At 66.8% G+C, this 19,059-nt stretch carries 16 protein-coding genes; 1 reads left to right on the top strand and 15 read right to left on the bottom strand.

Translation table 11 applies throughout. From position 1 onward, the window contains the following. Positions 1-244 precede the first annotated feature (244 nt). From ACTIAO_RS13780 to ACTIAO_RS13755, 6 genes are all read right to left on the bottom strand, one after another. Positions 245-898 carry a thymidine kinase gene (locus ACTIAO_RS13780; RefSeq protein ID WP_441906792.1) on the bottom strand — a complete coding sequence of 218 codons (654 nt, stop codon included), beginning with the start codon at positions 896-898 and terminating at the stop codon, positions 245-247. A 9-nt stretch (positions 899-907) separates the two neighbouring features. Next, positions 908-2,338 (bottom strand): malate dehydrogenase (quinone), encoded by a 1,431-nt coding sequence (gene mqo, locus ACTIAO_RS13775; protein ID WP_441906793.1) that lies wholly within the window; start codon positions 2,336-2,338, stop codon positions 908-910. Between the two features lie 84 nt (positions 2,339-2,422). Further along, entirely contained in the window at positions 2,423-3,496 is a 1,074-nt protein-coding gene (locus tag ACTIAO_RS13770) for an aspartate-semialdehyde dehydrogenase (RefSeq protein WP_441906791.1), read from the bottom strand. Positions 3,497-3,633: 137 nt separating this feature from the next. After that, entirely contained in the window at positions 3,634-4,920 is a 1,287-nt protein-coding gene (locus tag ACTIAO_RS13765; protein ID WP_441906790.1) for an aspartate kinase, read from the bottom strand. Positions 4,921-5,011: 91 nt separating this feature from the next. Further along, a complete protein-coding gene (locus tag ACTIAO_RS13760) occupies positions 5,012-5,629 on the bottom strand; it encodes a response regulator (RefSeq protein WP_441906789.1) in 618 nt (205 codons plus the stop codon). Next, the gene (locus ACTIAO_RS13755) at positions 5,629-6,834 is read right to left on the bottom strand and encodes a histidine kinase (protein ID WP_441906788.1); all 1,206 of its coding nucleotides are present in this window, start codon (positions 6,832-6,834) and stop codon (positions 5,629-5,631) included. The genes ACTIAO_RS13760 and ACTIAO_RS13755 overlap by 1 nt, the downstream gene beginning before the upstream one ends. Before the next feature lie 95 nt (positions 6,835-6,929). Here ACTIAO_RS13755 and ACTIAO_RS13750 point away from each other — a divergent pair, with 95 nt between their 5' ends. Further along, complete coding sequence (locus ACTIAO_RS13750) at positions 6,930-7,391, top strand: DUF2871 domain-containing protein (RefSeq protein WP_441906787.1); 462 nt, start codon at positions 6,930-6,932, stop codon at positions 7,389-7,391. A gap of 15 nt (positions 7,392-7,406) precedes the next feature. On the opposite strand, the gene ACTIAO_RS13745 is transcribed toward ACTIAO_RS13750, so the two are convergent. The 9 genes from ACTIAO_RS13745 to ACTIAO_RS13705 all read right to left on the bottom strand — a co-directional run bounded on the left by ACTIAO_RS13745 (position 7,407) and on the right by ACTIAO_RS13705 (position 18,949). Continuing rightward, entirely contained in the window at positions 7,407-8,330 is a 924-nt protein-coding gene (locus ACTIAO_RS13745; RefSeq protein ID WP_441906786.1) for a DMT family transporter, read from the bottom strand. 31 nt (positions 8,331-8,361) lie between these two features. Continuing rightward, complete coding sequence (gene recR / locus ACTIAO_RS13740) at positions 8,362-8,955, bottom strand: recombination mediator RecR (RefSeq protein ID WP_441906785.1); 594 nt, start codon at positions 8,953-8,955, stop codon at positions 8,362-8,364. Further along, positions 8,955-11,048 carry a DNA polymerase III subunit gamma and tau gene (locus ACTIAO_RS13735; RefSeq protein ID WP_441906784.1) on the bottom strand — a complete coding sequence of 698 codons (2,094 nt, stop codon included), beginning with the start codon at positions 11,046-11,048 and terminating at the stop codon, positions 8,955-8,957. Before ACTIAO_RS13735 ends, recR begins: the two co-directional genes overlap by 1 nt. Positions 11,049-11,098: 50 nt before the next feature. Beyond that, positions 11,099-13,582, bottom strand: coding sequence for a glycoside hydrolase family 65 protein (locus ACTIAO_RS13730; protein WP_441906783.1), 2,484 nt, complete (start codon positions 13,580-13,582; stop codon positions 11,099-11,101). Beyond that, positions 13,579-14,325, bottom strand: coding sequence for an HAD family hydrolase (locus ACTIAO_RS13725; protein ID WP_441906782.1), 747 nt, complete (start codon positions 14,323-14,325; stop codon positions 13,579-13,581). Before ACTIAO_RS13725 ends, ACTIAO_RS13730 begins: the two co-directional genes overlap by 4 nt. A 96-nt stretch (positions 14,326-14,421) precedes the next feature. Then, complete coding sequence (locus tag ACTIAO_RS13720; RefSeq protein ID WP_441906781.1) at positions 14,422-15,645, bottom strand: acetate/propionate family kinase; 1,224 nt, start codon at positions 15,643-15,645, stop codon at positions 14,422-14,424. Beyond that, a complete protein-coding gene (gene pta / locus ACTIAO_RS13715) occupies positions 15,642-17,756 on the bottom strand; it encodes a phosphate acetyltransferase (RefSeq protein ID WP_441906780.1) in 2,115 nt (704 codons plus the stop codon). The genes ACTIAO_RS13720 and pta overlap by 4 nt, the downstream gene beginning before the upstream one ends. Before the next feature lie 9 nt (positions 17,757-17,765). After that, on the bottom strand, positions 17,766-18,359 hold the full coding sequence (locus ACTIAO_RS13710) for a hypothetical protein (protein WP_441906779.1): 594 nt from the start codon (positions 18,357-18,359) through the stop codon (positions 17,766-17,768). Then, complete coding sequence (locus ACTIAO_RS13705; RefSeq protein ID WP_441906778.1) at positions 18,356-18,949, bottom strand: rhomboid family intramembrane serine protease; 594 nt, start codon at positions 18,947-18,949, stop codon at positions 18,356-18,358. The genes ACTIAO_RS13710 and ACTIAO_RS13705 overlap by 4 nt, the downstream gene beginning before the upstream one ends. Positions 18,950-19,059: the final 110 nt, after the last annotated feature.

The raw sequence follows: 19,059 nt of genomic DNA, 5'->3' as shown, positions 1-19,059 counted from the left end.
AATATGTGAGGCACCGCATCATCCTTCGCGCTCACTTTTAGGTGAGGCACCTCGGCGCGTTGTGCACGTAGCGCATATCGCGGGTCGTTGAGCGAAGGAGCGGAGCCCCGAAGACGAAACGGGTTGAGCAAGGAGCGAAGCGACGAGTCGAAGCCACCGCTCGGTGAGGCTTCGACTCGCTGACGCTCGCTCAGCCCGTTTCGACTCGCTGGCGCTCGCTCAACGTCCGGCGGAGGGCTCGGCGTCAGCCCAGGCGGCCGCCGGATTCCTCGAGATAGCAGTGCCCGCACAGTGACTCGTAGGTGACCACGTCAGCGGGCGCTCCCCCGCTGCCGGCCTCGTCAATCGCCACCTGGTCGCCGTCGAACACGAACCGGCCACCGACGACCCGGCCGTTGAACACGGCCTTGCGGCCGCACCGGCAGATCGTCTTCATCTCTTCCAAGGCGTGCGAGATCGCCAGGAGGCGTGCGGACCCCGGGAAAGCATGCGTGCGGAAATCATTGCGGATGCCGTAGGCCATCACCGGGATGCCGTCATCCACGGCGATGCGGAAGAGATCATCCACCTGCTCAGCGGTGAGGAACTGCGCCTCATCGACCAGGAGGCAGGCGACGTCGATCGGTGCGGCGGGGATCAGTCTCTCGGCGTTGCGCTGCTGCATCCGTGCGCGCTCCTGCCCGAACAGAGCACGGGCGTCACCGTCCGAGGGGATGAGGAAGTCGACCTCGCGAGTCATTCCGAGGCGACTCTCGACCTGCGAGGCGCCCTTCGTGTCGATCTCAGGCTTGGCGAGCAGCACGTGCTGCCCGCGCTCCTCATAGTTATATGCGACCTGCAGCAGCGCCGTCGACTTGCCGGAGTTCATCGCCCCGTAGCGGAAGTAGAGCTTCGCCACGGCGATCGATCACTTCGAGATGTCGAGGGCGTCGGCGGTCGCCACGATCGCCTTCTCGGCAGCGGCGGGATCGTCGTTGAGCGTGTGCCCGTACGTCGGGATGAGCTCGCGCAACGCAGGCTCCCAGCCGGCGTACTGCTCCGGGAAGCAGTCCTTGAGCAGTCCGAGCATGATCGGCACGGCGGTGGAGGCGCCGGGCGATGCCCCGAGGAGCCCCGCGATGGATCCGTCTGCAGCCGCGACGACCTCGGTGCCGAACTGCAGCACGCCGCCCTTCGTCTCGTGCTTCTTCATGACCTGCGCGCGCTGGCCGGCCTGGATGATCGTCCAGTCCTCGTCCTTCGCCGTGGGCATGAAGACGCGAAGGCTGTCGACCTTCTTGCGGTGAGTCTTGGTCAGCTCACCGACCAGGTACGTGATGAGGTCGGGATTCGCGAATGCGACGCGCAGCATCGGCCACAGGTTATGCGAGCGCACCTGCGAGACGATGTCGAACATCGAACCGTTCTTGAGGAACTTCGGGCTGAAGGTCGCGAACGGCCCGAACAGCAGCGACGACTCGCCGTCGACGACCCGGGTGTCCAGGTGCGGCACGGACATCGGCGGGGCACCGACTGAGGCCTGCGAATACACCTTGGCCTTGTGCTGGGCGACCACAGCAGGGTTCGTGGTCTTCAGGAACTGTCCGCCGATCGGGAAGACGCCGAAGCCCTTGATCTCGGGGATGCCGGACTGCTGCAGCATCTTCAGAGCCCAACCGCCCGCACCCACGAAGACGAACTTCGCGTTGATGTGACCGGGCGTGCGCCCCAGGCTGTTGCGGTACTTCAGCTGCCAGCTGCCGTCCTTCTGCTTTTTCAGCGAGCGCACTTCGTGGTTGGTGCGCAGGTCGACGCCGGCATCCGAAAGATGGTCGAAGAGCTGGTGGGTGAGAGCACCGAAGTCGACGTCCGTACCGGCGGGGACGCGCGTCGCCGCGAACGGCTCGCCCTTGCGGCGCTTCTGCATGAGCAGCGGCGCCCACTGGTTGATGACGCGGGAGTCCTCGCTGTACTCGATGCCTTCGAACAGCGGCTGCTTCTTGAGGACCTCGTAGCGGTCCTTGAGGTAGGCCACGTCCTTCTCGCCACGCACGAACGTCATGTGAGGGGTGGCATTGATGAACGTGGATGGCTCATCGAGCACACCCTTGGCGATCAGTGACGACCAGAACTGACGACTCTGCTGGAACTGCTCGTTGATCGAGACCGCCTTGGCGGGGTCGAGCGGTCCGTTGTCATTGCGAGGCATGTAGTTCAGCTCGCAGAGGGCCGCGTGGCCGGTGCCCGCGTTGTTCCACGGGTTCGAGCTCTCCTGGGCCACGTCAGAGAGTCGCTCGAAGGCAACGATCTTCCAGTCCGGCTGCAGCTCGTGCAGCAAAGTGCCCAGTGTGGCACTCATGATGCCACCACCGATGAGGACGACGTCGACGGATTCAGTCACCCGACCATCCTAGTTCGCCGCTTGCGATCCCCCGAACCGGGGTCAGGCGGCCACGGCCGCGAGACGCTCGGCGACGATCTCCGCAATCTGCACGGCGTTCAGAGCCGCTCCCTTGCGGAGGTTGTCGTTGCTGACGAACAGCACGAGCCCCTTGTTCTCCGGTGCGGACTGGTCCGCGCGGATGCGTCCGACGAAGCTCGGGTCCTTGCCTGCCGCGTACAGCGGAGTGGGAACCTCTTCGAGCACGACGCCGGGAGCGGATGCCAGCACCTCACGAGCACGATCCGGGGTGATGTCGTCGGCGAACTCCGCGTGGATCGACAGCGAGTGGCCCGTGAAGACCGGGACGCGCACGCAGGTGCCCGCGACGCGGAGGTCGGGAAGCTCGAGGATCTTGCGGCTCTCGTTGCGGAGCTTCTTCTCTTCATCGGTCTCGTTCAGTCCGTCATCGACGATCGATCCGGCAAGCGGAATGACATCGAACGCAATCGGTGCGATGTATTTCTCCGGCTCGGGGAAGTCGACCGCAGATCCGTCGTGCACGAGCCGCAGCGTGTCGCCCTGGGCGAGCACGCCTTCGACCTGTCCGAGCAGCTCCTGCGCCCCGGCAAGGCCGGATCCGGATACTGCCTGGTATGTCGAGACGATAAGGCGCTCGAGCCCGGCAGCCGCAGCGAGCGGCTTCAGCACCGGCATGATCGCCATCGTCGTGCAGTTCGGGTTCGCGATGATGCCCCGGGGGCGCTCATCGATGGCGTGCGGGTTGACCTCGCTCACCACGAGCGGAACCTCGGGGTCGTTTCGCCACGCGCTGGAGTTGTCGATCACGACAGCCCCTGCCGCCGCGAACCGGTCCGCATACGCGCGGCTGGCCGTGGCCCCGGCCGAGAACAGCGCGATCTCGATGCCTGCGGGGTCGGCGGTCTCGACGTCCTCGACGATGACATTCACGCCGCCGAACTCGATGACCCTGCCCGCGGAGCGAGCCGACGAGAACAGGCGCAACTCACGAATCGGGAAAGAGCGCTCGGCGAGAATCTCGCGCATGACGGTGCCTACCTGGCCGGTAGCGCCGACGATGGCGATGGAGTGTCCGTGATCGGAGATGCGAGTCATGAGAATGTCCTTGGCGTCGTGCGGTGCACAGGTGGACCGCAAGCAGAATGCCGGGCGCGACGTCACAGGGTGCGGATGCCACGCCTGGCGTCGGTGTCAGGGTTCCGGCGAGTCTACCCGCCGACGAGTGGGAATGCTCAGCGGCCGGTCCCGGCGTGGACGACGGCTTCGTCCTCGGCATCCAGCTCGTAGGCTGCGTGCACGATGCGGGCGGCGTCGGCGAGATCGGTGTCGCGCAGCACGACCGAGATGCGGATCTCGGACGTCGAGATCATCTCGATGTTGATGCCGGCCGTCGACAGCGCCTCGAACAGCGTCGCCGAGACGCCCGAGTGCACGCGCATGCCTGCGCCGACGACCGAAAGCTTTCCGATCTGGTCATCGTGGATGAGGCTGTCGAAGCCGACATCGGACTGTTCTGCGGCGAGCGCCTTCAGCGCGGTCGAGGCATCCGCCTTGGGCAGGGTGAAGGAGATGTCGGCGCGACCGGTTGCGGCGGCTGACACGTTCTGCACGATCATGTCGACGTTCGCGCCGGACTTCGCGACGATCTTGAAGATCTCCGCGGCCTTGCCCGGGACATCGGGGACGCCGACGACGGTGATCTTGGCCTGGCCCTTGTCGGTCGCGACGCCGGCGACGATCGGTTCTTCCATGGTTTCTCCCTCAGCTTCGCGCGGGTTCTTCATGCCCTCGCCCAGAACGTAGGTGCCTTCGCTCGACGAGAACGTCGAACGTGCGTGGATGAGCACGCCGTGGCGGCGTGCGAACTCGACGGCGCGGATGTACAGGACCTTCGCCCCGTTGGCCGCGAGCTCGAGCATCTCCTCACTAGAGACATGATCGAGCTTCTGTGCTCGCGGGATCACGCGCGGATCGGCGGTGTAGATGCCGTCGACATCGCTGTAGATCTCGCACACATCGGCATTCAACGCCGCGGCGAGCGCGACAGCGGTCGTGTCCGAACCACCGCGACCGAGCGTGGTGATGTCGCGCGTGTCGCGGTTGAAGCCCTGGAAACCGGCGACGATGACGATCGCACCTTCATCGAGAGCCTCGCGCAGACGGATCGGGGTGACATCGACGATCCGCGCGGATCCGTGGTGGTCGTCGGTGATCATGCCGGCCTGGCTGCCCGTGAACGAGCGGGCATCGAACCCCATCGAGTGGATCGTCATCGCCAACAGAGCCATCGAGATGCGCTCACCGCTCGAGAGCAGCATGTCCATCTCGCGCGGGGCGGGGATGGGCGCGACTTCGTTCGCGAGGTCGAGCAGCTCGTCGGTGGTGTCGCCCATCGCGCTCACCGCTACGACGACGTCATGTCCTGCCCGCCTGGTATCGACGATGCGCTTCGCGACGCGCTTGATGCTCTCGGCGTCGGCGACAGAAGAGCCACCGTATTTCTGCACAATGAGGGCCAAATTCACTCCCAGGGGTTTCGGGCAGTTCCGCCCAGGCGCCATTCTACTTTCGACGCGCATGCCCGCGCCCGCATGTAACCGGACGAGCGCTTCAGAGCAGCCCGAGTCGGCGTGCCTCGCTCGCTGCCGCAGCGCGGCTCGCAACGCCGAGTTTCTCGAGAAGGTGGACGACGTGCGTCTTCACGGTGGACTCCGAGATGTACAGCCGAGTGGCGATCTCCCTGTTCGCCGCGCCCTCGTCGATGAGCACCAGCACGTCTCGTTCACGGTCGGTGAGCACGACGCGCGGTGCGCGCAGCGCGGCGATCACCCGGGTGTCTCCGCCCGGGGTGAGCACCATCGACCCTGCCGCCGCATCGCTGATCGCCGCGACGATCGTGTCGCTGTCGACGTCCTTGAGCAGGTAGCCCGCAGCGCCCGCCTCGATCGCACGGATGATCTGCGCGTCATGATCGAACGTCGTAAGGATCACCACAGCCGGCGCGTCAGGCAGCCTGCGCAGCGCGGCGGTCGTGTCCACTCCGTCGATGCCTGCTCCCAGACGCAGGTCGCACAGCACGACATCCGGGCGCAGATCGGATGCCATCACGAGCGCCTCTTCGCCCGTCGAGGCCTCCCCGACCACGGTGAACCCCCGCGCCTCGATAACCGCACGCAGTCCCGCGCGCACGATCGGGTGGTCATCGACCAGCATGATCCTCGTCGCCATCAGCCATTCCCTCCTGGTACCCGCTCCGCGCCTCCCGGCATCCGGCCTGCGGGGAGCGCTGCGACCAGCGTCGTGCCCTCCCCCGGAGCCGAGCGCACTTCGAGCGCACCACCGAATTCACGCAGGCGCGACCTCATCGCCGACAGCCCGTACGACGTCGAGGTCGTCGCCGACTCGCCGGCCACGAATCCGACACCGTCGTCCGCCACAGTCATCGTCACCGTTCCGGCATCCACCGCGAAGGCGACGGAGACCGCTGCGGCGTGAGCATGCTGGCGGACGTTGGCAAGAGCGGACTGCGCCACCCGGAGAAAGACGACCTCCTGAGATGTCGGCAGCGGGGGCAGATCAGGGGCGACGCTCAGATCCGTCGTGATCCCCGTCGCGTCTCGCAGCGCCTCCAGCATCCGTGCGATCGCTGCCGCGAGAGCCGCACCTTCGAGCTCAGCGGGCGCGAGAGCTGCGACGATGCGGCGGAGGTCTCCCAGTGAGTGCTGCGCGAGGGATTCGATCTGCGGCATGACTGCACCGTCGCCGGTGCGCGCCATCAGCACCATCGAGCTGAGTTCCTGAGCGATCGTGTCATGCAGGTCCCGGGCCAGTCGCGTGCGCTCCTGCTCGGCCCCGGCATCCCGCTGAGTGCGCGCGAGCTCATGCTGGAGCGACGCCATCTCCTCCTGGGTGCGCACCAGAGAGTCGATCAGCCGCTCACGCTCGACGGCATCGCGCAGCAGTGCGTCGTAACCGAGCGAGATCGCCAGTGCGAATCCGCCGCCGAGCAGAGGACCGACGACGTGCGCGAACGTGATCGGCACCTGATGCAAGATCGGTGTGAGAATCGCCGCGGCGAGCACGGGCACGGCGAAGATCACGGACGGCCATCGGCGCAGCACGTGTCCGGCGAGCAGCAGCAACGGGAACGACAGCCAGACGAACTCAGACGAGATCAGCAGCATCCCGAGCCAGAGGATGCTGAGCCCACCCAGCCACCCCCCGGTGAACCGGCCGCGGGCGAATGCCGCGCCGGTGGCGTACCACGCGAGGAAGACGCCGGCCGCGAGCATGGCCGGCAGCAACGGCACCCCGGTGGCGATCGCGCGGATCGCTGTCACGGCTGACAGCAGAGCCGTGATCAGATGCAGCGAGAAGCGTGCGATCGTCAGCATCCGCCAACGTGACGGATCGGCGCGCACAGACGATGGCATGTTCCGATTCTGCCTTCTTCGCGCCCGAATAGGTGCCTGACCATATCGATCTTTTGATGGATTCGCGCCGGGCCGCGCGCGTAAAGGCTAGAAGCATGAACCTTGAAACCACTTCCCCTTCGCGCGCGACATCACGCTCTGCGCAGCTGCTGCTTCTCAGCGCGGTCACCATCTACACCGTGCTCGGCCTCGCCGCCGGGCTCTTCTACCGCGAATTCACCAAGGCCAACGGGTTCGAAGAGGGCCTGATGGGCCAGCTGGGTCTGGCGCACACCCACATCCTCACCCTCGGCATGATCGTGCTACTGATCGTGCTCGCGTTGGAGAAGGTCTTCTCGCTGTCGTCGAGCAAGCTCTTCCGCTGGTTCTTCTGGATCTACAACGCCGGTGTCGTGCTGACGACCGCCATGCTGATCTGGCACGGGATGCTGCAGGTGCTGGGTCGCGAATCGTCGAGCATGATCGCCGGGATCGCTGGTCTCGGTCACATGTTCGTCGGTGCAGGCTTCATTCTGCTGCTGCTGTCGCTGTTCTCGATCATCCGCAAGGAGAAGTGAGCGACGCTCGCGCACTCACGGCGGAGGTAGCGGAGGCAGTGATTCCTTGCGCGTGCGCAGGCGTCCGCCGGTGGCCGCGAACCAGCATCCGATGATGATCAGCGGGAAGCCGATCAGCAGCCCCGGGGTGATCGGCTCTGCGAGGAAGATCGTCCCGAGGAGAATCGCGACCACCGGGTTGACGTAGGTGAACAGGGGCGCGCGCACGGGCCCGACCTCGCGGATCAGCGCGAAGAAGGCGACGAATGCGACGGCGGTGCAGATCACGCCGAGCAGCAGCAGGGACACCCCCGACCGCAGCGTCGGCAGCTCGTGCTGGGTAAGCAGAGCAGCCGGCAGATAGCCGATGCCGACCGCGAGCAGTGCGAGCGTGATCGTACCGATCGATGGGACATCGGCGAGCTTGTGAGCGACGATGAACGGCGCGATCGCGTACAGGAGCGCTGTGAGCATGATCTCGCCGATCGCGACGAGACTGGCCGGTTCGTGCGGGAAGAGGCCGGGTCCGGCGACGACGACCACGACGCCGACGAATCCGAGGAGCAGTCCTCCCAGGCGCACCGGCGCCAGTGCTGTGCGATCGCCGCGCAGCAGCGCGATGATGACGGCGAACAGCGGCACGGTGGCGACCAGAAGGCCCGTCATGCCCGATGGCAGTTGCGTCTCGGCGTGACTGAGCAGCAGAAAAGGACCGGCCATCTCGACCAGACCGAATGCGAGCAGCCAGGGCCAGTGCTTCCAGGCCGCCTTCAGTGCACCGCTGCGTAGAGCGAACGGGAGCAGCACCAGGGCGCCCAGGAGCGTGCGCCCGGCGACGACCGCCGGCGGTGTGATCGAGTGCACCGCTTCTTTGATGAACAGGTAGGTGATTCCCCAGACGAACGCCATGACGGCGAACAGGATCCATCCCTTTCGGGTGAACCCGCCCTGGGCGCTCATACCGCCATGACTATGCAGCGCATGGGGGCGTTCACAGCGTGCGCCGGCCCTCGAAGGCGCGACCGAGGGTGACCTCGTCGGCGTATTCCAGATCGCCGCCGACCGGCAGCCCGGAGGCCAGCCGCGACACCGTGATCTGCATCGTGAGCAGCAGCCGGCTGAGGTAGCTGGCCGTCGCCTCCCCCTCGAGGTTCGGGTTCGTCGCGAGGATGACCTCCTGCACGGTGCCGTCGGCGAGTCGCGACATCAGCTGGGCGATGCGCAGATCATCGGGACCGACGCCGGCGATCGGGCTGATCGCCCCGCCGAGCACGTGATAGAGGCCGCGGAACTCGCGTGTGCGCTCGATCGCCGAGACGTCCTTGGCGTCTTCGACCACGCAGATCAGGGCGGGGTTGCGTCGCGGATCACGGCAGATACCGCAGCGGTCCTGCTCGGAGACGTTGCCGCAGATCTCGCAGAAGCGCACGCGTGCCCGTACCTCAGTGAGCAGCTCAGCGAGGCGGGCGACGTCGAAGGACGGCGTCTGCAGGATGTGGAAGGTTATGCGCTGCGCGGACTTCGGCCCGATGCCGGGAAGTCTGCCGAATTCATCGATGAGCTCTTGAACGATGCCGTCGTACATCAGGCGAACCTCGTCGGGGGCTCATAGGGCTCTTCTCGGACGAACGTCGCCCCGAGCACCTGGCGGATCACGGCCTCGCCGTAGCGCTGCACGCCTCCTGGGGAGCGCTCGGTGACCGCCGGAGCGGTGCGCGTCTGGGTTTGGGGCTGCGTCTGGGCCTGCGGGGCCGGGGCGGGCGGCGCCTGCGGCGCTGGGGCGGGCGCCGTGCGCGACTCCGGTGCCGGATAGGGTGCGTCATCCTCTGGGGGTGCGTCGCCGTCGTCAGGAAGCGGGACGTCGTCATGGTCGACGAGTCCGTCCTGCGGAGCCGGCGGAGCGGATGCCTCGAGCTCGGCGGGCTCCTCGTCGACCGGGAACTGCGGTTGCGGTGTGGTCTCGGCCGGGGACTCCGTCGGGATCGATGCGACTGCCCACTCGGTCACCGGGCCGGAACTTTTCGGAGCGCTCTGTTCGGCCTGCGGAGCCGGGGGCTGCTGAGGGGGCGCTGTGCGCACGGGAGCGGGGGCGGCAGCCTCCGATAATGCTGCGGGCGGAAGCTGCGCGGCACGGTACTTCACCTTGACGCCGAGTTCCTGCTCGATGGCAGCGCGCAGGTGGTCCGACGGGCCGTTCCCGGGGGTCGTGCCCTTGAACTTACTGAGATCCTGAGGGCTGGTGAAGCCCACGGTGAGCACATCGGTCTCGGCATCGAAGTCCATCGGCTGCACAGCGGTCACGAGCAGCCAGGAGATACGGCTGACGCTCTCGAGGCGCTTCAGCACCGAGGTCCACGACGCGCGGATGCGGTCGATGTCGACGGGGGGTGCGGGGGTGGATGCTGGGGTCGGGGATGCTGGGGTCGGGGTAGACGTTTCGTCTCGCTCCGCTCGCTCAACGCGTTTCGTCTCGTTCGCTTCGCTCTCTCGCTCAACGACCCGCGAAGGAGCTGGGGGCGACTGGGGCCGTGCGGAGGCTTCGCTCCCTGAGCTTGTCGAAGGGGCGGCTGCGGCGGGGGCGGCGGCACTCAGGACGCGGGCGATCATGAGTTCGAGGTGCAGGCGGGGGGACGTCGCCCCCGTCATGTCGTCGAGAGCCGCGCTGACCACGTCGGCCGTGCGCGAGAGACGCGCAGTACCGAAAGCATCCGCCTGCGCGCGCATGCGTGCGAGCTCATCCTCAGCCGTTCCGCGCAGCACCGCTGAGGCGCCGGTACCGATGGCTGCGATGACGATGAGGTCGCGCAGGCGCTCGAGCAGATCATCGACGAAGCGACGAGGATCCTGACCGGTCTGCACGACACGGTCGATCGCGGGGAAGACCGCAGCCGCGTCTCCTGCGGCGAGCGCGTCGACGATCTCATCGAGAAGAGCACCGTGCGTATACCCGAGCAGCGACACAGCGCGCTCGTACGCGACGGAGTCACCTTCGGAGCCGGCGATGAGCTGGTCGAGCAGCGACAGCGTGTCGCGCGGCGACCCGCCACCGGCTCGCACGACCAGGGGCAGCACGCCCTGAGCGACCTGCACGCCCTCTTCGGTGCAGAGCTTCTCGACGTACTCGAGCATCGCGGCGGGCGGCACGAGCCGGAAGGGATAGTGATGGGTGCGCGAGCGGATCGTGCCGAGCACCTTGTCGGGCTCGGTCGTCGCGAAGATGAACTTCACGTGCTCCGGCGGCTCTTCCACGAGCTTCAGCAGCGCGTTGAACCCCTGCGGGGTCACCATGTGCGCCTCATCGAGGATGAAGATCTTGAACCGGTCACGGCTCGGGGCGAACGTCGCGCGCTCGCGCAGGTCGCGGGCATCATCGACGCCGTTGTGGCTGGCGGCGTCGATCTCGACGACGTCGAGGGATCCACCCCCGGAGCGTGAAAGCTCCACGCAGCTCGGGCACGTGCCGCACGGGGTGTCGGTAGGGCCTTCGGCACAGTTCAGACAGCGTGCGAGAATGCGGGCTGACGTGGTCTTTCCGCACCCACGCGGCCCGGAGAAGAGATACGCATGGCCGACCCGGTCACCGCGCAACGCAGTCATGAGGGGCTCGGTCACCTGCGACTGCCCGATCATCTCTCCGAAGGTCTCGGGGCGGTAGCGGCGATAGAGGGCTGTGGTCACCTCAACAGCCTACGGCGTACCGCCGACATCGCGCCCCGTCGCCGCAGGGATCAGTCCTCGACGTAGGTGATCACCGGCATCGTGGTCGTCACAACCGGCACGGATGCCGAGATCCGAGTGCCGTCATCTCGACGAGCATCCTCGAGCTGACGCAGCGTCGGCCTTCCGGGGACCACCGGGCCCTGATCCGCGAGCGCGACGACCGCGTCGGCACCCCGAGTCGCCACGTGATCCACGCCACGAACGGCGAACGGCACCGGCTCACCTTCGCGCACGACGACACGCAGCTCATCGCGGGTGATCGTCACCTGCAGCGTCGACCCCTGCCACTGCATCGGGAACGATAGCGACGGCCAGTCCGCGGGCAGCCGCGGATCGAAGCTGAGTTCGCCCCCATGATCGCGCATACCGCCGAACCCTGACACCAGGGCGCTCCACACCCCGCCCGCCGATGCGACGTGCACACCGTCGGAAGCGTTGTGATGCAGATCGCCGAGATCGACGAAGAGCGACTGCTCGAAATACTTCCTGGCGAGGCCCTGGTAGCCGACCTCGGCGGCGAGGATCGCCTGCACGACGGCGGAGAGCGTCGAGTCTCCCGTTGTCAGCGGATCGTAATAGTCGAAGTCGGCGCGCTTCTCCTCGGCTGTGAAGTGGTTGCCCTGCAGGAACAGAGCCAGCACGACGTCAGCTTGCTTGAGCACCTGGAACCGGTAGATCACAAGCGGGTGGAAGTGGAGGAGCAACGGTCGTTGCGTGTCCGGCGTGTGCTCGAGGTCCCAGAGCTCGCGCTCGAGGAACATCGCATCTTGCGGGTGGATGCCGAGGCTCTCACTGAACGGAATGTTGATCGCCTCGGCGGCGTGATCCCACGCGTCGGGCTCACCGGCGTCGAGCCCTGTGCGCTCGACGATCTTCGCGTAGGCGCGCGGGTCATCCTGCTGGATCTCTCGCACGACGCGCGCAGCGTAACGGAGGTTGTAGCGCGCCATCACGTTCGTGAAGAGGTTGTCGTTGACGACGGTGGTGTACTCGTCCGGGCCGGTCACACCGTGAATGTGGAAACTCGCATCCCCGTTCGCGCCGCGCCAGAATCCGAGTGTCGCCCAGAGCCTGGCGGTCTCCACGAGAATGTCGGCACCCTCGCTGCGCATGAAGTGCTCATCACCGGTGGCGCGCACGTACTTGCCGAGCGCGAAGCTGACATCCGCGTTGATGTGGTACTGCGCAGTTCCGGCGGCGTAGTAGGCCGAGGCCTCTTCTCCGTTGATCGTGCGCCACGGGAACAGTGCGCCCGCTTCGTTGAGCTGCGCGGCGCGGCGACGTGCAGCCGGCAGCATGAGCACGCGCGCGCGCAGCGCGTTGCGCGCCCACTGCGGGTTCGTGTAGGTGAGGAACGGGAGCACATAGATCTCGGTGTCCCAGAAGTAGTGTCCGCTGTACCCCGAGCCGGAGACGCCCTTCGCCGGTACGCCGTTGCCGTCCGCACGGGCCGCGGCCTGCGCGAGCTGGAACAAGCACCAGCGGATCGCCTGCTGCAGATCATCGTGTCCTTCGACCACGACATCCGTGCGCTCCCAGAAGGCGTCCAGCCACTCCTTCTGACGCGTGAACTGCGCGGGAATCCCTTCCACCGCCGCGCGGTCGAGGGACCGTCGGCACCGATCGACGAGCTCGTGCGCGGGAACGCCGCGCGAGGTGTGATAGCTGACGAGCTTGGTGATCGCGATCGGAATGCCGGCCTTGGCCTGCACCCGGAAGACGTTCTTGGCGATATCCGCCTCGATGAGCGAACGCGCGCTGTACTCGTTGTCTGTGGTGATGACGTGGTCTGCCACGACCGCGAGCGTCATGCCCGAATCGGCGACCTGGTACGACAGCGCGGAGCGGAGTCCGTCCTGCCAGAACTCTGCGGGCAGGAGCACCCGCTCGGTGATCTTCTCGGTCTTGCGGGGGTCGAACCCGGCTTTCTGCGTGGCCGTCGGTGCGCCGCCGTACACGTCGCCGCCGTCCTGGCGGTTCAGCAGCTGGCAGCTGATCGTGACGGGAGCATCCGCGTTCTCGACCGTGATCTCCAGTCGGAGGATCGCCAGGTGACGTTCTTCGAAGCTCACCAGGCGCTCATCGCGGATTCGGATCTGCTTGCCCGAGGGCGTCTCCCATACGAAGCTGCGCGAGAGGACTCCGGTGCGCATATCGAGCGCGCGCTCGTAGTCGCGCACCTCTGCATCCTCGAACGAAATGGGCTCATCGTCGACGTAGATGCGCATGATCTTGGCATCCGGAGCGTTGACGATCGTCTGTCCCACCTCGGCGAAGCCATACGCCTGCTCCGCGTGCCGGATCGGCCAGGTCTCGTGCAGACCGTTGATGAAGGTGCCGTGCTCGTGTGCACCGCGACCCTCGATGTGGTTTCCGCGCAGGCCGAGGTAGCCGTTGCCGACAGCGAACAATGTCTCGCTGACGCCGTCGTGCGTGTAGCTCGTCTCCGTGAGGCGCCACGGGTCGACGGGGAAGCGTTCGCGGTCGATCATTTCGGCTCCGTTCCGTCGAACAGCAACTGGTCGAGGTCATCGACAATGCAGGTGGCGCCGGCATCCCGCAGCGCTGGAGCTCCCGCCCCCCGATCCACGCCGACGACGGTGGCGAAGCCGGCTGCCGCGGCCGAGGCGACCCCGGCGAGAGCATCCTCGACGGCGACGCTGTCAGCGGGAGCGACACCGAGCGCGACGGCCCCGGCACGGAACATGTCGGCTGCGGGTTTTGACGCGAGCCCATCGCGCTCTGCCACGCGTCCGTCGACGACGATCGTGAAGAAGTCGCGGATGCCGGCGGACTCCAGCACCTCTTCGGCGTTCTTCGAACTCGATACGACCCCCTGAGGGATGCCGTGGTCATGCAGCTGCTGCAGCAGTGCAAGCGATCCGGGGTATGCCGCGATGCCCTCACGGCGGAGTGCGGACGCGAACGCCGCATTCTTGCGGTTCCCGATCCCGCAGACCGTCTCGGCCTCGGGCGCATCGTTGACCGTGCCCCACGGGATCTCGACGTTGCGGCTGCGCAGCAGACTCGCGACGCCGTCGTATCGCTTCTTGCCGTCCACATACGCGTAGTAGTCGGCATCCGTGTAGGGCGGCGTGATCCCCCATTGCGCGAAAACGCCGTCGAAGACCACCTGCCACGCGCGCATATGCACTTCGGCAGTGGGGGTCAGGACGCCGTCCAGATCGAACAGCACGCCGTCAGCGCGGCGCAGGTCGGGCAGGCTCTCAGGCACTCAGCACTCCAGAGATCGAAGGAGGATTGGGGCCGGCACCTCTGTGTGCCACTCTGCAAGCGTAGTCGCGGAGTCAGGCCGCGGGAACCCATCCGCTCAGGCGAGACTGAATGCCTGGCGGGCGATCTCGAGCTCCTCGTCGGTGGGAACGACGAGCACCTCGACCGCGGATCCATCCGTCGAGATACGGCGGATGCCGGGGACCCTGGCCTCATTGCGCGCAGAGTCGATCTCGATTCCCAAGAAGCCCAGAGTCGCCATGGCCTCGGCCCGCACGTGAGCGGCGTTCTCGCCGACGCCCGCGGTGAACGAGATGACATCGACGCCACCGAGCTGGGCGATGTACGCCCCGGCATACGCCCGCAGCCGGTGGATGTACACGTCGAAGGCGAGCGTTGCGGCATCCTCACCAGCATCCACACCGGCGAGGATGTCGCGCATGTCGACACGTCCTGCCAGCCCCAGCAGACCGCTCTTCTTGTTGAGCAACTCGTCGATCTCACGCGTGGACAGCTGAGCGACCCGACTCAGGTGCATGACGACCGCCGGGTCGATGTCGCCGGATCGAGTGCCCATGACGAGGCCCTCCAGAGGCGTCATGCCCATCGAGGTCTCCACGGATCGTCCGCCGTCGATCGCGGTGACCGACGCGCCGTTGCCGAGATGGAAGACGATCTGCTTGAGATCTTCGAGCGGCCGATCGAGGAAAATCGCCGCCTGCTCGGAAACATACTTGTGGCTGGTGCCGTGGAAACCGTAGCGACGCACGCGGTGCCGCTCGGCGACCTTGTGATCGATCGCGTACGTGTAGGCGGCCGGGGGCAGCGTCTGGTGGAACGCCGTGTCGAAGATCGCGACATGCGGAACGTCGGCAATGGCACGCCGGCCGGCACGGATGCCCGCGACAGCACCGGGATTGTGCAGCGGCGCCAGGACCGAGAGGTCTTCGATATTGATCTCGATGAGGTCGTCGATGAGGGTGGGCGCGAAGAAGCGTGCGCCGCCGTGCACGACACGGTGGCCGACGGCGACCGGCGGATGCTCGGCCAACTGCGGACCGTGCTCGGCGAACTGCTCAAGCATCACCGACATCGCCTCGTCGTGGTCGGCGATCGGACGCTGGCTGCGATGCGTGCTGTCGAGCACGGTCGGCGCCGGTTCGCCGGGCACCACGACGCGGTGAACGGTGTGCGCGATATCGCTGGACTCCTGGCCGATCCGTTCGATGAGCCCCTCGCCGAGCGGCATCTCGCGCTCCATGTCCATGAGGCTGTACTTCAGCGATGACGAACCGCTGTTGATGACGAGGACGACGCTCATGAATTCCTGCCCTGGGCCTGGATCGCGGTGATCACGACGGTGTTGACGATGTCGTCGACCAGCGCACCGCGAGACAGATCGTTGATCGGCTTGTTCAGCCCCTGCAGCACCGGTCCGATCGCCACTGCTCCGGCGGAGCGCTGCACGGCCTTGTAGGTGTTGTTGCCGGTGTTGAGGTCCGGGAAGATGAACACCGTGGCTCGCCCGGCGACCGCCGACTCCGGCAGCTTGGCCGCAGCGACCGCGGCATCGGCCGCGGCGTCGTACTGGATCGGCCCCTCGACCAGCAGTTCGGGTGCGCGCTCGCGCACGAGCGCCGTCGCGGAGCGGACCTTGTCGACATCGGCGCCCGAACCCGACTCGCCGGTGGAGTACGACAGCATCGCCACACGCGGGTCGATACCGAACTGGCGTGCCGTCTCGGCGGACGAGATCGCGATATCTGCCAGCTGCACGTCGGTGGGATCAGGGATCACCGCGCAGTCCCCGTAGACGAGCACCCGGTCGGCGAGCGCCATGAGGAAGACGCTCGAGACCACGTTCACGCCCGGGCGGGTCTTGATGATCTCGAAGGACGGACGGATCGTGTGCGCGGTCGTGTGCATCGCGCCCGAGACCATCCCGTCGGCAAGTCCCAGGTGCACCATCATCGTGCCGAAGTACGACACGTCCGTGACGGTGTCTGCAGCCTGTTGCACGGTGACGCCCTTGTGGGCACGGAGCCGTGCGTACTCTTCGGCGAAGCGTGCAACGTATTCGGGATCGGTCGGGCTGATGATACGCGCGGCGGTGAGATCGACGCCGAGCTCGATGGAGCGTGCGTGGATCTCGGCCTCGTCGCCCAGGATCGTGAGATCCGCGACGTCACGGGCGATGAGGGTGCTGGCGGCACGCAGGATGCGGTCGTCGGCGCCCTCCGGCAGCACGATGTGCTTGCGGTCGGCGCGGGCACGCTCGATGAGCGCGTACTCGAACATGAGAGGGGTGACCACGGTGGATTCGACGAGCCCCAGCTGCCTGGTCAGCTCATTGATGTCGACGTGGGTCTGAAACAGCCCCAGCGCCCGCTCGTAACGGTTGCGCGAGTCGGCGGCGAGACGTCCGCGTGCGCCCATCACGCGCACGGCGGTGTCGTAGGTGCCGTGATCGGTGGCGACGATCGGCACCCGTGAGGCGAGTCCGTCGAGGAGTCGTTCGATCGCTTCGGGCAGCGGGAACGGCCCGTTCAGGATGATCCCGGCGATCGAGGGGAACGTCCCCGATGCATCGGCGAGCAGCAGCGCCAGCAGCACTTCGGTGCGGTCTGCCGGAACGACGACGACCGCGTCCTCGGTGAGTCTCGGGAGCACATTCACCATCGACATCCCCGCGACGACGACGCTGAGGACCTCCCGCGTGAGCAGGTCGGGATCGCCCTTGACGAGGGTGCCCTCCACCGCGGCGATGATGCCGCGGATCGAGGGCGCCACGAGCATCCTGTCCTCGGGGATCGCCCAGACCGGCGTCGATTGGTCGTTGATCGCGCGCACGGAATCGATGGTCTCCGCCAGCGCATCCGGATCGGCGCGATTGACGATCACCGCGAACAGCTCAGCGCGCTCCGTCTGCAATTCGGCTAGCGCGAGCCCGGCGATCTGCCCGACCGCCGCGGGAGTGCGCGCCGTCGATGTTCCCAGCTGCTCGGCACGTGCCTGCTGATCCCGCCCGCCGAGTACGAGCAGCACGGGGGCGCCAAGGTTCGCGGCGATGCGCGCGTTGTAGCTGAGCTCTGCGGGACTGGCGACATCGGTGTAGTCGCTGCCGACGATGACGACCGAGTCGCACTGCGCCTGGACCGCCTGGAAGCGCGAGACGATATTCGCCAGCGCCCGCTCGGGGTCCTCGCGCAACTCGTCGTAGGTGACACCGACGCAGTCGTCGTATTCGAGGTGCACACCGTCATGGGCGAGCAGCAGCTCGAGCACATAGTCGCGTTCGGCGGATGAGCGCGCGACGGGGCGGAAGACTCCCACCCGCGGTGTCACGCGCATCAGAGCGTCGAGGACGCCCAGCGCAATGGTGGACTTGCCGGAATGACCTTCGGCCGAGGTGATGTAGATGCTCCGCGCCACGATGCCAGCTTAGGCCGCGCACGGCCCCGAAAGCCCGTCCACTATCGAGATCGCATCCGCTTCGAATCGTGCGTAGTGCTCGGGATCGGAGTTGATCTGCACCTGGTGGATGGCCTGCGTCGGTTCCATGTCCTCCCACCCGTCGAGCCCGGCAAGCCGCGCGTAGAACAGTCCGGCAGCCGTCGCGGGATCCATCCGCTGCTCGATGCTCCCCCACCAGTCCTGCTGCTGGAACAGCCCGATGCTGCTGGTGCGCTCGCCATCCGGGTTCGTGACGCCCGAGCTCTCCCAGTCGCCGTAGTCGATGTTGTGCAGGCTGCTCTCGCCCATCGCCGTCATGACGCCAAGGATCTGTCCGTCCCGCCCGAAGCCCCCTGCGGTCGCCGTGCGAACGATGGTCGCGGCGTTCTCCAGTTGGTCGCCCTTCCAGCCGGCGACGCCCGACTGCGGAAACGTCTCGGGTTTCGACACGCACAGCTCAAGAGGCGCACGGGATGCCGCGATCGGCACAAGCACTGCCAGCAGAACGACCAGGGTCGCGCCTCCGATCAGGATGCCCGGCAGCCACCCTCGGCGATGACGCTTGCGACGACGAGCGGTCACGTGCTGCGCGCTCCCCTGCGCGGCGCGCCGGACAGCGCCGCGATCACCCCGCCGATGGCTCCGAACAGGTGTGCCTGCCACGAGACGCTGGGGCCCGCCCCGATGATTCCGACGAGCATCGAGCCGCCATAGACGACGATGACGACGAGCGCGATCAGAGCGTAGGCGATGCGGTGCGAGATCGGGCGCGGCGAGAAGATGCGGACGATGACGTAGGCGAAATAGCCGAAGACGAGAACGGATGCGCCGACAGTGAGTGTTCCCGGCGCATTGACGAGCCAGGTCCCGATGCCGCCGACGAGTGCGGTCACCGCGGTGACCAGCCAGAATCGTCCCGCCCCCTCGACGGCGACGAGGCATCCGAGCACGAGCAACGGCAGCGTGTTGCCGATCAGATGCGGCCACCCGGCGTGCAGCAGCGGACCGAGCACGAGTCCGGGAAGGCTCCCGAGGTCCCACGACCTCAATCCGAACGCGGTGAACGACCCGGGCAGGATCGCATCGGCGAACTGAATCACCCACATCAGGGCGACGAGCCCGACCGGCGACGCGAAGCGCGAGGCGGTGTGGGAGCGCTCGGGTGTTGTCACTCCACGATCCTCGCAGGTGAAGCCGGAGAGCATCAGGCATCCGGGAAAAAGAAAGGACCCTCCGCGCACCCAGCAGAGCCCGGTTACCCTTGCTACGTTTCCGTCCTGGG

The organism is Microbacterium sp., from assembly GCF_052099035.1.
Taxonomy (GTDB): domain Bacteria; phylum Actinomycetota; class Actinomycetes; order Actinomycetales; family Microbacteriaceae; genus Microbacterium.
This window is presented reverse-complemented; position numbering and strand designations above follow the sequence as displayed.

Excerpts from the sequence above, each read along its gene's own strand:
- mqo (WP_441906793.1), bottom strand. The coding sequence starts at position 2,338 with ATGAGTGCCACACTGGGCACTTTGCTGCACGAGCTGCAGCCGGACTGG.
- ACTIAO_RS13770 (WP_441906791.1), bottom strand. The coding sequence starts at position 3,496 with ATGACTCGCATCTCCGATCACGGACACTCCATCGCCATCGTCGGCGCT.
- ACTIAO_RS13760 (WP_441906789.1), bottom strand. The coding sequence starts at position 5,629 with ATGGCGACGAGGATCATGCTGGTCGATGACCACCCGATCGTGCGCGCG.
- ACTIAO_RS13755 (WP_441906788.1), bottom strand. The coding sequence starts at position 6,834 with ATGCCATCGTCTGTGCGCGCCGATCCGTCACGTTGGCGGATGCTGACG.
- ACTIAO_RS13750 (WP_441906787.1), top strand. The coding sequence starts at position 6,930 with ATGAACCTTGAAACCACTTCCCCTTCGCGCGCGACATCACGCTCTGCG.
- ACTIAO_RS13745 (WP_441906786.1), bottom strand. The coding sequence starts at position 8,330 with ATGAGCGCCCAGGGCGGGTTCACCCGAAAGGGATGGATCCTGTTCGCC.
- recR (WP_441906785.1), bottom strand. The coding sequence starts at position 8,955 with ATGTACGACGGCATCGTTCAAGAGCTCATCGATGAATTCGGCAGACTT.
- ACTIAO_RS13730 (WP_441906783.1), bottom strand. The coding sequence starts at position 13,582 with ATGATCGACCGCGAACGCTTCCCCGTCGACCCGTGGCGCCTCACGGAG.
- ACTIAO_RS13720 (WP_441906781.1), bottom strand. The coding sequence starts at position 15,645 with ATGAGCGTCGTCCTCGTCATCAACAGCGGTTCGTCATCGCTGAAGTAC.